Source organism: Kouleothrix sp. (genome assembly GCF_046328425.1).
In the GTDB taxonomy this organism is placed as follows: Bacteria; Chloroflexota; Chloroflexia; order Chloroflexales; family Roseiflexaceae; genus Kouleothrix.
The window spans coordinates 21,030-33,718 of the sequence record NZ_JAXLWP010000047.1 but is presented as its reverse complement, the minus strand read 5'-3'; the positions used below and the strand labels follow the sequence as shown (position 1 = coordinate 33,718).

Annotated in this window: 11 protein-coding genes; 4 read left to right on the top strand and 7 right to left on the bottom strand. The window is 68.9% G+C overall.

The window, feature by feature from the left end; all coding sequences use genetic code 11:
- The first annotated feature begins 27 nt into the window (after nucleotides 1–27).
- Nucleotides 28–489, top strand: coding sequence for a dihydrofolate reductase family protein (locus U0177_RS28105; protein WP_409574008.1), 462 nt, complete (start codon nucleotides 28–30; stop codon nucleotides 487–489).
- A 14-nt stretch (nucleotides 490–503) separates the two neighbouring features.
- On the opposite strand, the gene U0177_RS28100 is transcribed toward U0177_RS28105, so the two are convergent.
- The 7 genes from U0177_RS28100 to U0177_RS28070 all read right to left on the bottom strand — a co-directional run bounded on the left by U0177_RS28100 (nucleotide 504) and on the right by U0177_RS28070 (nucleotide 8,850).
- Nucleotides 504–1,808: an oligosaccharide flippase family protein gene (locus U0177_RS28100; RefSeq protein WP_409574007.1), complete on the bottom strand. Its 1,305-nt coding sequence runs from the start codon at nucleotides 1,806–1,808 to the stop codon at nucleotides 504–506.
- A complete protein-coding gene (locus U0177_RS28095; protein WP_409574006.1) occupies nucleotides 1,805–2,494 on the bottom strand; it encodes a glycosyltransferase family 2 protein in 690 nt (229 codons plus the stop codon). The genes U0177_RS28100 and U0177_RS28095 overlap by 4 nt, the downstream gene beginning before the upstream one ends.
- Nucleotides 2,491–3,162, bottom strand: a complete 672-nt coding sequence (locus U0177_RS28090; RefSeq protein ID WP_409574005.1) for a hypothetical protein — start codon at nucleotides 3,160–3,162, stop codon at nucleotides 2,491–2,493. The genes U0177_RS28095 and U0177_RS28090 overlap by 4 nt, the downstream gene beginning before the upstream one ends.
- A 28-nt stretch (nucleotides 3,163–3,190) precedes the next feature.
- Nucleotides 3,191–3,844: a protoporphyrinogen/coproporphyrinogen oxidase gene (locus U0177_RS28085; protein ID WP_409574004.1), complete on the bottom strand. Its 654-nt coding sequence runs from the start codon at nucleotides 3,842–3,844 to the stop codon at nucleotides 3,191–3,193.
- Between the two features lie 160 nt (nucleotides 3,845–4,004).
- The gene (locus tag U0177_RS28080; RefSeq protein WP_409574003.1) at nucleotides 4,005–4,562 is read right to left on the bottom strand and encodes a DUF2231 domain-containing protein; all 558 of its coding nucleotides are present in this window, start codon (nucleotides 4,560–4,562) and stop codon (nucleotides 4,005–4,007) included.
- Between the two features lie 393 nt (nucleotides 4,563–4,955).
- On the bottom strand, nucleotides 4,956–7,103 hold the full coding sequence (locus U0177_RS28075) for a Calx-beta domain-containing protein (RefSeq protein ID WP_409574002.1): 2,148 nt from the start codon (nucleotides 7,101–7,103) through the stop codon (nucleotides 4,956–4,958).
- A gap of 400 nt (nucleotides 7,104–7,503) precedes the next feature.
- The gene (locus U0177_RS28070) at nucleotides 7,504–8,850 is read right to left on the bottom strand and encodes an Hsp70 family protein (RefSeq protein ID WP_409574001.1); all 1,347 of its coding nucleotides are present in this window, start codon (nucleotides 8,848–8,850) and stop codon (nucleotides 7,504–7,506) included.
- Nucleotides 8,851–9,091: 241 nt separating this feature from the next.
- Here U0177_RS28070 and U0177_RS28065 point away from each other — a divergent pair, with 241 nt between their 5' ends.
- The 3 genes from U0177_RS28065 (at nucleotide 9,092) to U0177_RS28055 (ending at nucleotide 12,410) form a co-directional block, all read left to right on the top strand.
- Nucleotides 9,092–9,571 (top strand): DUF6174 domain-containing protein, encoded by a 480-nt coding sequence (locus U0177_RS28065; protein WP_409574000.1) that lies wholly within the window; start codon nucleotides 9,092–9,094, stop codon nucleotides 9,569–9,571.
- Nucleotides 9,568–10,212, top strand: coding sequence for an orotate phosphoribosyltransferase (gene pyrE, locus U0177_RS28060; protein WP_409573999.1), 645 nt, complete (start codon nucleotides 9,568–9,570; stop codon nucleotides 10,210–10,212). Before U0177_RS28065 ends, pyrE begins: the two co-directional genes overlap by 4 nt.
- Nucleotides 10,213–10,541: 329 nt before the next feature.
- Nucleotides 10,542–12,410 (top strand): BTAD domain-containing putative transcriptional regulator, encoded by a 1,869-nt coding sequence (locus tag U0177_RS28055; RefSeq protein WP_409573998.1) that lies wholly within the window; start codon nucleotides 10,542–10,544, stop codon nucleotides 12,408–12,410.
- The last annotated feature ends 279 nt before the right edge of the window (nucleotides 12,411–12,689 follow it).

Below are 12,689 nucleotides of genomic sequence, written 5' to 3'. Positions count from 1 at the left end.
GAGTTCAACGCCGGAGGAGCGGACCCCATGACCTTCAAGGTGTCCGAGCCGAGCGCCGAGCACCTGCGCGGGCTCTGGTCGGAACTTGGCGCCGTGCTCACCGGCCGGCGCACGTTCGACAAGGCCGGAGGCTGGGGCGGAAACCACGCCTGGGGGCCGGCGTTTGTTCTGACTCACGACATCCCCACCGGATGGCCACGGCCCAACTCGACGGTTCACTTCGTGACCGACGGCATCGAGAGCGCCGCGAGGCAGGCCAAAGCCGCCGCCGCCGGGAAGGCTGTCGGGGTTCACGGCGCCGACACCATCCAGCAGCTGCTGAATGCCGGGCTGCTCGACGAAATCAGCGTCGACATCGCGGCGGTTCTTCTTGGCTCCGGAGTTCGGCTGTTCGACCACCTCGCCGGCACGCCGGCCATCCTCGGCAGCCCGACGGTGATCTCCGGCGTTGGCGTGACCCACCTGCGCTACCCGGTACGCAAAGCATAATGCTTTCCGTCTGATCACCTTCTTTCTGCGCTCTGACCATAGGCGCGGGCTTCGCCGGCCTGCGCCAGGCGCCAGGCGTCCCAGGCGAGCAGCAGCACCAGCAGACCGGCCATCAGCGCGAGCTGCCACAGCACCACCTGGTGCAGCGTCTCGTGGCGGGCGTAGAGCAGCGCGGCCTGCGCCAGCCCGCCCAGCAACATGAGGTAGCCGCCGGTGCGCTGGCCGAGCGCCAGGCGGTAGCTGGCGATCACATTCGCCAGCGCATACAGCGCGGTCGCGCCGGTGTAGTGCGCCAGCAGCGGCGCCACCGCCACGAAGGGCGCGCCGAACAGCCCGCGCACGATCGCCTCGGGCGCGGCCAGCATCGCCGCGAGCGCCAGCGCGGCGATCAGCGCGACGCCGGCGAGCGCCAGCGACAGCAGCCAGCGATGCGGCTGGCCGCGCCGCTGGCGCCGCGCCGCCAGCGGGAACAGCGCGGCCACCAGCGTCCAGCTTGCGAAGAACACGATCCGGCCGATCAGCGCCAGCGCGCCATACCAGCCGGCCTCCTCGGCGGCGAAGAAATGCGCCACCACCGCCACGTCGCTGTAGTTGATCAGCGCCTGCCCGGCCAGCGCCGCGCCGACCGGCAGCGCGTAGCGCGCGATCGCCCGGCGCCGGCCGGCGCTCAGCGCCTCGGCGGGCGGCAGCCGCCGCGCGGCGCGCCGGGCCACAAGCCAGGTGGCCACAAACGAGAGCGCGATCGCCGCGACCGCGCCATTCACCGCCCAGCCCAGCGCCACCAGCGCCAGCGCGATCGCCAGCCTCGCCCACATCTCGGCCTGGTAGCTCAGCGCCAGCATGGCGAAGCGCGTCTGGCCCTGCAGCACGCCGCGCTCGACCGCCTGGGCCAGGTAGCACGGCAGCCCCAGCCCGAGGATCACGAACGGCCAGGGCGAGCCGGTGTGAAAGAAGCGTGCCAGCAGCCCGGCGCCGGCCGCGCACGCGATCCCGAGCGCGGCGCCGAGCCGCCATGCCCACGCCAGCAGCCAGCGCCGCAGCCCGGCCAGCCCGGCCAGCGCCGCCTGGCCCGGCGCGGCGGCGTAGCGCGCGGCGTAGCGCGCCGCGAGCATCTGGAGCATCTGCGTCAGCAGCGCCGCCGCCAGCGAAAGCATCACCACCGCGTTGAGCTGGGCGAACAGCGCCGGCCCAAGCCAGCGCCCCAGCACCAGGTTGAACAGGTAGTTGCCGATATTCGCCAGCCCGGTGCCGAGCAGCAGCGCCGCGCCGCCGCCGAGCAGCCTGCTGCCGCGCTCGGCTGTGGCTTCAGCGGATGTCATAGCGCTGGCCTGTGGCGCGGCCAAGCAGCACGCGCGGCAGGTAGTAGCGCCCTCGAGCAGGCTGCCGAAGGTTCCCAGCGATGCCACCCGCCTGCGCCGAGGCGCGCCGCGAGCGCCGGGTCGTACACGATCCGCGCCTGGCCGCGCAGCCGCAGCGCGAGGTCGAGATCGCTGTAGGTGCGCATATCGCTGCGGAAGCCGCCGATCGCGTCGAAGGCCGCGCGCCGCACCGCGAAGTTCGCGCCGTTGAAGTGCGGGTAGCCCAGCCGATCCATCAGCGCCACGAAGCGCAGGTAGAGCCGCTCGCCGCCGCGCTGCAGCCTCGTGGCGCTGTCGAGGCGCACCGGGCCGTACACCGCGTCGGCCGGCGCGGCGCCCGCGAAGTGTGCGGCGATGCGCTCGAGCCAGTCGGGCGGCACGATCGCGTCGGCGTCGGTGGTGGCGACGAACGGCGCGCTGGCGGCCGCGAAGCCGCGCTGGCGCGCGTTGACGCAGCCGCGCGCTGGCTCGTGGATCACCCGGCTGGCCAGTCGCCGCGCGATCAGCGCCGTCGCGTCGGTGCTGCCGTTGTCTACCACGATCAGCTCGGCGGGTGCGAGCGTCTGAGCGCGCAGCGCCTGCAGCGCCGGCCCGATCAGGCTGGCCTCGTTGTAGGCCGGCAGCACCACGGCGATGCGCGCGATCATGCCGCCACCTCCAGGCCGCGCCCGGCGCTCAGCTTCTCGACCACGGCCTTCGCGCTGAGGATGGTGTGGTCGATATTAAAGTAGCGCCAGTCGGCGAAGCGCCCGGCCGGGTAGATGCCGTGCTGCTCGAGGTAGCCGTGGATCAGCGCGACATCGTCGGCGTGCGTCAGGGTATAGATCGGGTAGGCCGGGTCGAGCGTCAGGCAGCCCTTCGGCTCAATTGCGTCGCCGGCGTCGACAACGCCAACCGCCCGCAGGTCGGCGATCGTGCGCTCGGTCATCTGCTGCACGCTCATGCGCCGCTCGGGCGCGCGCGCCTCGGTTATCTCGGCGTAGATCGAGCCCCACCCCGCCGGCGCGGCGTCCGGCTGCACCGCCTGCGGGAAGCCCAGCCGGTGCGCGAGGAAGCGGTCTTCGGGCAGGTACACGCGCATGCGCTCGCGATACTCGCGGCCTTTCACGCCAAACAGCAGGCAGTAGTGCCGGTTGTAGGCCAGCCGCTCGAGCGCGCGCGCTAGCTCGGGCGGCGGCTGGCGTACCAGCCGGGCCAGCGCCGGCAGCAGCGGCAGCGTGTAGATCAGCCGGCCGTAGCGATCTTCTCGCCGCTCTCTAGGATGAGCCGCCGCTGCTCGGGCGCGATCTGGGCGATCGGCGCGCCGCAGCGCCACATTCGCGCCGTCGGCGCCGAGCCGCTGTTCAAGCGCGCGGGATGATGTCGATGCCGCCGTGGCGCGGGTAGAGAAAGGTGTTGTTCGGGCCGAAGCCCTTCTGCTGGCTCATCAGCGCGCCGCGCACCACGTCGTCGAGCGGCGGGCGCAGCACGCGGTTGCCCACCCACGCGAAGGTCATCTGGTCGAGCGGGAACTTCCACTGCTTGCGGTTGTACGGCAGCATGAAGTGTTTGGCAATGCCGCGGCCGAACGTCAGCTCGGCCCACTCGGCGAAGTTCAGGTTCTCGGTGGCGTAGCGCTGGTCGCGCGCGTGCAAGAACGCCACCAGGCACTCGTACACTACGTCGCGCGGCAGGCCGTGCAGGTTGGCCTGGAAGGGGTAGCGCGTGAACGTGCCGTGCGAGTAGATCCAGGCTTCGCGCCGGCGCTCGAGCCGGTTGCTGCCGAGCAGCTCGTCGTACAGCCGCGCGACGTACGGCGATTTGGTGTACAGGATGTGGCTGGCGTAGTCGAAGGTAAAGCCGTCGACGGTGTGCGAGCGCGCGGTGCCGCCGACCTCGGGCGCGCGCTCGAGCACCATGTAGTCGTGCTGGCCCGCGCGGCTCAGGTGAAAGGCGCAGCTGAGCCCCGCGACGCCCGCGCCGGCGATCGCGTACTCGACCGATTGTGTTGTTCCCATTCCCTCTCTCAATTCCCCAATACGAGACTTCACTGGAAATACGCCAGGGGAAAGCTTTCTGTGTCCCGGCAGAAGGCTTTGTGAGGGGCCTGCAGCCCCCAATCCGCCTCGGTCTGTATTTCCAATAGAGCCTACTGAAACGTCGGCCTCCGATCCGGTGCTATGGCTGCTGAGCGCTGGGGGCGCTGGTGGCCTGCGGCACGCCGACGCCGTGCGAGTACACCATGGTTCCGCCGAGGTGGCCGGTCAGGATAATCATGGCGATGCCGGCCACGCCGACGAGCGACCAGAGCGCGCGCAGGCCGCGGCTCCAGCGCTCGGGGAGTGTCCAGCCGCGCCGCCAGCGCGCGGTGACCGAGGCGGTGAAGAACAGCAGCGCGGCCTCGGCCAGCAGCAGCCCGTCGTACAGGTTGCGCGTCAGCTCGCCCAGGCCGGCGTGGGTTTCGAGCAGGTTATCTTCGGCCACCACTGCCGGCACATAGCTGGGCGTCTGGATCGCTTCGACGTCGGGCATGGCTTGCTTGGCCTGGTGCTCGGCGGTTTCGCCCGTCTGGGTGGCCAGCGTGGCGCCCACGACTCCGGCCACCAGCAGCAGCACCGCCGCCAGGCGCAGGCCACGGCGCGGGAATAGCAGGCTGAGGATCTGGAACACCACTGCCGCAGGCAGGAGCACGAGCGCGGCGTGTACCACCTGCGGATGGTTCAGAAGCTGATTCATACCGATCTCCAAGTCTAGCCACAGATAGCTGCGGAAGCCTGCAATGGCCGCCAGCCCGCGCCGGCGCTGCCATTGGGCTTTGTTGGGCGCGAAGCGCCCTGATGCAACGCAACCGTTAGCAATATGCAGGCCATGCGGCTTATTTGGAGATGCGTGGCGGCTTGAGGAACATGCACGCCCTAACGGGGAGGCCTGGCGGGGCTTCGCCGGGATTTCTTCCGAGGTGGCCTGCCCAGCTTCGCCGGGCAAGGCACCTCGGGAAGCGGTTTTTCCGCGCGGAGCGAGGAAAACCGCACACGATACGGAGCATAGTACCGCTCTGCCGAAGGCTGAGGGCGCCAGCTGCGTTTGTCCGAAGAAAGTGATCAGGCGGAGTTGGTAGAGGCCGGTGCGCTAGTGCCGCACGGTTGGCACGTACACGCGGTAATCGGCGGTGCCGGCCACGTCGATGATTGTGGCGCTGGCCTGGGCGCGGCCGAGCAGCGCATTTGCGGGGTTGCCGAGGTTCACGAAAAGCGTTTCGTTCGCCTCGCCGATCGCGTCGGCGTTGATCGGCACCACAATGCTGCCCAGCTGCGAGTGCGCCGGGATCACCAGCCGCCCGGCGCGCGCCTGGTAGTCGAGGCCGGCGGTGGCGCTGCCGTCGGCGGTGGCGAAGTCGACAGCTACGTCGATCGGCGAGGGCGACGAAAGCCGCACGCTGAAGATCGCGTCGCGCGTGCCGCTGGCCGGCTCGCCTATGAACAGATTGTCGATGCTGATCGTCGGGCCTGCGCCGTCGACAATTGTGCCGATGGCCTGGCCATCGGCGATCACGCTGTTATTCGCGCCCGTCAGGTTCACGAAAAAGAACTCGGTGCCCTCGGCCACGCCGTCGGCGTTCACCGGCACGGCGATCGTCTCGCTGGTAACATTCGGCGGGAAGCTAATGCTGCCCGAGGCCGGCGCGTAGTCGCTGCCGCCTAGTGCCGTGCCGTCGGCGGTGGCGTAGTTGACCGTCACCACCCGGCCGCTGGGCATCGACAGCGCGACGACAAACGTAGCGGTGTTGCCGGTGGCGCCTTCGGTGGTGCCGGCGTCGCTGATCGAGATCAGCGGCTGGGCGTCGTTATCTTGGATCGTGCCCTGGCCCTGGCCGTCGAGGATGGTGGCATTGTTCGGGCTGCTGAGGTTCACAAAGAAGTTCTCGTTATCTTCCGGCACAGTGTCGCCGATCACCGGCACGGCGATGTTTTGGGTGAACACGCCTGGCGGGATGGTCAGCGTGGCGGAGGGCTGGCCGGTATAGTCGCCGCCGGCCTTGGCCGTGCCGTCGATCGTCTGGTAGTTCACCGTCACGGTTTTGCCGCTGGCCACGCTCAGCGTCACCGCGAATGTCGCGTCGCTCGTGCCGGCGTCGCCCTCGGGCACGCTGGCGTCGCCGATTGTGATCGTGGGCGGCAGGTCGTCGTTGGTGATCGTGGCGACGCCAAGGCCGTCGAGGATGCTGGCGTTCGCCGGGCTGCTCAGGTTCAGGTTAAACGTCTCGTTGTCCTCGTCCGACAGGTCGCCAATAATCGTCACCGGCAGCGTGATCGTGGTGCTGCCGATCGGAAAGCTGCGAGTGGTGCTGCCGATCGAGACGTAGTCGCTGCCGCCGACGGCGCTGCCGTCGGATGTGCTGGCCGACACCGTCACCGGCTTGCCGCTTGGCGCCGAGAGCGACAGGCTGAACTCGGCGCTGGTGGTGCCGGCGTTGCCCTCGACGACGGTCAGATCTTTCACCGAAATATTCGGCGGCAGGTCGTCGTCGGTGATCGTGCCGACGCCCTGCGCCTTCAGCAGCGTGGCGTTGCTGGGGCCGTACAGGTCGACGAAAAAGGTCTCGTTGTCTTCGTCGAGCTGGTCGCCATTCACCAGCACGCTGATCGACTGGGCGGCGGTGCTGTTGGCTGGGAACACCAGCGTGCCCGAGGTGGTGATGTAGTCGGCGCCCGTGACCGCGCTGCCGTTGGCGGTATGGTAGCCGACCGAGACCGGCTGGGCGCTGGCGGCCGAGAGCGACACCGCAAAGCTGGCGCGCACGCTGCCATTGTTGCCTTCGGTTACGCTGCGGTCGCCGATCGACAGGCTGGGCGGCGGGTCGTTGATTGTGGCGATGCCCTGCGATTTGCCGTTCAGCGGCTCGGCATTCTGGTACTTGAACAGGTTGAGAAAGAACGTCTCGCTGCCCTCGGCCCTGGTGTCGCTCTTGATCGTCACCACCACTACGGCGCTCTGCTTCGCGGGCAAGAGCGACAGTGTCTTGGCGCTCAGCGCGACATAATCGCTGCCGGCGGTAGCGGTGCCGTCGCTAGTAGCATAATCGACTGAGACCGTCTGCGTGATATTGCTCGACGCGGTGATCGTGAAGGCCACGGTGGACTGGCCGTTCACCGGCTCGGTGACGCTGACATCGTTGATTGCGATGGTGGTGGGCAGCCCGGCGGCCTGCGGGAGCGCCAGGGCCGGTGCGGCGGCGTGGGTGCCTACAGCGGAGCAGAATAGTATGGCAATGAACAATCGAAGCCAAACAGTATATTCGCGTTTCACGAGCATTGGCGGTTTCCCTTTTCTGCCAGCTGCAGGCGCAGATCAATAAATTTTTATATGATTCGGAGCTGTGCCCCTCGCGCACCCCTCTATGAGCCAGGCCATAAGCAGCCGCGCTCTGTCGCGCGCACACAAAAGGCGCGTTGGGCTGCGCCCACGCGGATCTATTGCATACCAGGCAGACCTTAAGCGCTTAGCTGCTGTACTGCGCCACCACTCGGTTTTGTGCCCTGCAGTGCGGGATATGAAGAGCCGACGGTTATTCAGAAATCGCTAAACCCTGCTACAAATAATCAACGTCGCCGCCAAATCTGCTACGGATTGTATCATAGAGAGTTTTCGAATCAAGGAATATCCTGTGACAATCTATTCACGCCAGCCAGCGCGGGTCGGCGGCGGCGATCGCCAGGCCGGAGGCGACGCCGGTGAAAACGTCCATTTCTTGCAGCTTATCGGCGCCAAACTTCTCGCTGAGCAGGCGCACAAAGCGCGGGATGCGCGACGATCCGCCGGTGCGCAGCACGACATCGATATCGGCTGGGGCTAGCCCGGCGCCGGCCAACGCCCGGTCGATACACGCGCCCACCTCGCGCACGTCCGGGCCGATCAGCCGCTCGAAATCCCAGCGCTCAAGCGTGTCGCTGAACACGATGCCCGGCACATTCATCGAGACAGTCGTGCGCGGCGCGTCGCTCAGGCGCACCTTGGCGCGCTCGACCTCTTCGTACAGCGGCAGGCCATAGTTCTCGCGCACGAGCGTACGCAGCGCGCGCAGCTCGGCGGGCTTATCGCCGACGCGAATGGCCTCGTCGATGATGCTGAGGTAGCGCGGCTGCGTCAGGTCGACGATCGTCTGCCACTCGCTGAGGTGGTCGAGCAGCGCGGCCGGCAGCGGCATCTTGCGCGGGCCGAGCGTAGCGCCCTCGCCGAAGTGCGGCAGCACCTTGCCCATCACCACGCGGCGGTCCATCAGGTCGCCGCCGATCGGCACGCCGTCGGTGGCGAGCACATCGCGGCGGCCGGTCTCGTCGATCCGCATCACCGTCACGTCGAGCGTGCCGCCGCCGAAGTCGAACACCAGCACATTCTGCTCGCCGCGCGCGGTGGCCGCGTACGAGAGCGCGGCGGCGGTTGGCTCGGGCAGGAAGCTGAACGGCGGCAGGCCGGCCTCCTCGGCGGCGCGGCGCATGCGCGCGATTGCCAGCTCGTCGAGCTTCGGGTCGGTCGAGTAGTGCACCGGCCGCCCCAGCACCATGCCGGTGACCGGCTGGCCAAGCTCGTCCTCGATGCGCCCGAGCACGATCCGCAGCACCACGGCGATCAGCGTCTCGAGCGTATAGCGCGTGCCGAACACGTCGGTGCCGGTGAACGAGCTATCGCGCAGGTGCGACTTCAGCGACTGAAACAGCCGGCCGGGCGCATTGGCGTCGACCACGGCGTAGAGCGCCTGCACGACAGTGCCGACCTCGGCCAGGGTGACTTCCTGATCGCCCAGGTAGCGCCACTCGTACTCGATCTCGCGGCCGACATTGCCCTCGGTGAACTTGTTGATCGCCGCGCGCCCGATGAACGGCACGCCCTCGCGGCTGATGAACAGCGTCGAACGCATGATCGACGGCGCGCTGTTGGCCGGGTCGAGCTTCAGCAGGCGCACGCGCGTGCCGTCGTACACCGCCGCGCTGGAGTTGGTGGTTCCGAAATCTAGCCCTACGCGCATCGCAGTTCTCCTTGGCAGGCACGAAAAAAGAGCCGATGGCATGGGCACATCGACTTCGGGTGGTTGCTTGCCTGTATTGAATTACCGCAGCAGCATAGCCTAATTTCGCACAGGGCGCAATCGGCCATTGGGCGGATCATGGGCGCATATGGCCGCAGGCGTGCTCCATTCCGGGGATTTTGGCTTGACGAAGTGCGAGTATAATAGCCGCCGAGAGAATGCCTACACGCAAAGGCGGCCAATGCGAGTTCGACAATCGCGCGCGCTGATCGCGCTGGGGCTGGTGCTGCTCGGCGCGGCGCTGGCGCTGCTGGTGGGCTGGGGCTACGGCTCGTTTCAGCTTGGCGGCCAGCTGCAGCGCTACCGCGCGCGCTGGGCCGCGCGCGTGCCGGCGGCGTACCGCTACACGCTGCGCGTCGGCTGCTTCTGCCCCCCCGAAGTGACCCAGCCGGTCGAGGTGACGGTGCGCGACGCCGCAGTGATCGCGCTCGTCGGGGCGAGCAGCCGCCAGCCGGTGCGCGGCGCGCAGCTCGACGAGGCGGCGCCGATCGAGCAGCTGTTTGTGCTGATCCAGCGCGCGATCGACCAGGGCGCCGACCGCGTCGACGTGCAGTACGACCCGGAGTTTGGCTACCCGCGCGCGATTGCGATCGACTATATGCGCGACGCGAGCGACGACGAAGTGACCTACACGATCGAGAAATTCGAGGTGACACCATGACCACTGCCGAGACGCTAGCCGGCGCGCTGTTGCGCGCGGGGGCGGTGCATCTGCGGCCGGAAGACCCGTTCACCTTTGCCTCGGGGCTGCGCTCGCCGATCTACTGCGACAACCGGCTGCTGATCGGTGACGTGGCGGCGCGGCGCGCGGTGATCCCGGCGTTCGCGGCGGCCTGCGCCGGCGCCGAGGTCGTCGCCGGCACGGCCACCGCCGGCATCCCGTGGGCCGCCTGGGCCGCCGAGGCGCTGGCGCTGCCGATGGCGTATGTGCGCGGCGCGGCCAAGGGCCACGGCCGTGGCCGCCAGATCGAGGGCGCGGCTGTGGCCGGCCGCCGCGTGGCGCTGCTCGAAGATACGATTAGTACCGGCGAGAGCGCGCTGGCGGCCGCGGCCGCGCTGCGCGCCGAGGGCGCCGAGCTGACCGGCTGCGTGTGTATTTTCACCTGGGGCTGGGGCGCCACGCGCGCGGCCTTCGACGCCGCCGGGCTGCCGCTGCTGGCGCTCACCACCTTGCCAAGCCTGCTGGCCGCAGCCGCAGCGGCGGGCACGATCAACGCCGCCCAGCGCGTGCTGATCGACGACTGGGTGGCCGACCCGCAGGGTTGGGCGGCGCGCCAGGGCTTCGGCGCCGCATCCGCCTGATACCAGCCCCGTTTGATCACATTTGTTTGTGATGCCTTGCCGGTCGAAGCCGGGCAGGGCATCACAAAAAGAAATTTCGGGGGCGGCTTCGCGGCCCTCGAACCCCACCATACAGCAGCGGCGCGGCATCACCAAGAATTAACCGGCGCATACCGCCAAAAGTCGCACCTCCGCCCGTTCAGTGATATGAGGCGGTCAATCCACGCCGCTCACCGAGCAGCGGTCGCGCGCCACCTCATACTGTTGCGACCGATCACTCCCGAAGCCCCACAACGCCGCCCATACGGGGTGCTTGTCGGTTTGTCGACGAAGCGCAGGAGATTCGCGGCATGTTCAGTAAGCGCCTTGTTGGCCAGCTTAAGCCCACCGCCGCACCGACCGACGGCTGGGACGACTACCGGCGCGCGCTCGAGCTGATCGTCCAGTCGGACGTGTCGCAGGCGCTGCCGCTGCTGGCCGAGGCCGAGCTGAGCTTTCTGGCGGCCGACGATCAGCAGGGGCTGTGGCGCGCGCTGCTGGGCCAGGCGCTGCTGCACTGGCACGACGCGGCGGCGGCGCTGGCGGCGGCGCGCGCCGCCGCCGCGCTGCGCGTGGCCGAAGGCATCGACGACGGCTTCGCCGTGGGCTGCGTGGCCTGGCAGATCGCGACGATGCTGCTGGGCCAGGGCGAGCACCTGAAGGCCGCCGACTACCTCGACCAGGCCCAGCTCGCGCTCGACGCGGCCGGCCTGGCGCCGCCCGGCGGCACGCTGGCGGCGGCCGCGCAGCTGTGCAACGAGATCAGGCGCTGGCAGCAGATGTTCGAGCGCCAGCAGATCGGCCGCCGCGAGGCCGAGTCGGCGATCGACGACATTCAGCGCGATCTGATTACGCGGCTCAATCAGGCCGCCGACTCGATGCGCGCCACGCCGCTGGTTCCGCTCGTGCTCGGCGGCCCCGAGATGCTGCTGCTGCTGCCGGCCGCGCCGCCGCCATTCGACTTTGAGCTCGCGGCTATGCCGCCCAGCCCGGGCCTGAGCGCCTGGCTGCGCCGGCTGTGGCGCCTGCTGGTGTACGGCGATGATCTGACCACCGTCGAGCCGCTTACACGCGTGCCGGCGCCCGAGCCGGCGCTGGGGCTGGCCACCGGCGATGCGCAGCCTACACTCGACGAACCTACGCCTCCCGCTCAGCCTGACGAAGCCGCGCCGGCGCTCGCGGCGCTGGCCGAAACGCCCGACGAGCCGGGCGTAGCCGCGCTGGTGCTGCGCCCGCAGGAGCTCGAGCCGGCACACGCGTACGTCGGCGACACCGGCAAGATCGCCACGCCCGCCGAGCCGCCGGCCGAGCCGGCACACGCGTACGTCGGCGACACCGGCAAGATTGCCACGCCCGCCGAGCCGGCCACCGAGGCGCCCGATGGTGCGACTGAGCCGGCCGGCGCCGAGCTGCCCGAGCCGCCGACGCTGAGCGTGCAGCTGCTGGGTGGCTTCCGCGTGACGCTGAACGGCCAGGCAGTGGAAAGCTGGCCGAGCGGCCGTGGGCGCGCGGTGTTCAAATACCTGCTGGCGCACCGCGAGCGCTCGCTGCCGCGCGATACGATCATGGAGACATTCTGGCCCGACGCGGCGCCCGAGTCGGCGCGCAACAGCCTGAACGTTGCGCTGCACGGCCTGCGCCAGGCGCTCAAGGCCGTAGCCGATACGCCGGTGGTGGTGTTCCAGAATGGCGCCTACCACGTGAGCCCCGAGCTGCGGGTGTGGATCGATGTCGAGGAGTTTAAGCGCCGGGTGCAGGCCGGCCGCCGCCTCGAAGACGCCGGCAGCCTCGGCGCGGCCGCAGCCGAGTACGAGCAGGCCGCCGCGCTGTACCAGGGCGATTTCATGGGCGACGACCTGTACGACGACTGGCCGGTGCTGCCGCGCGAGCGGCTGCGCGTGGCCTACCTCGACACGCTCGATCGCCTCAGCACGATCTACTTCGGCCAGAGCCAGTACGCCGCCTGCGTGACGCTGTGCCAGCAGATCCTGGCGCACGACCGCTGCCGCGAAGACGCGCACTGCCGGCTGATGTGCTGCTATAGCCGCCAGGGCCAGCACCACCTGGCGCTGCGCCAGTACCAGCTGTGCGCCGAGGCGCTGCGCGCCGAGCTGGACGTGGCGCCCGCCCCCAACACCACCCAGCTCTACGAGCGCCTTCGCCGCCACGAGCAGGTGTAGCCTCACGCTTCGCTTGTGCGGGCGGGATAGAATCCCGCCCTACGCGCTCTTATACGCTTTTCGCGTGATCACGTATAGTTCGTGTTGCACTGCGTGGCGAAGCCACGCAGTGCAACACAAAAAGAAATCCGGGGGCGGCGAAGCCGCCGAACCCCACCAATTCACCTTTGGCCTCTGTATGCAATATATCCCGCCCTACGCACTTTCGTGCCCCTGTGCGGGTGGGATATACCGTGCCACGATGCCCGCCGGTGGCCGGCAAACGGCCATAATTAAACG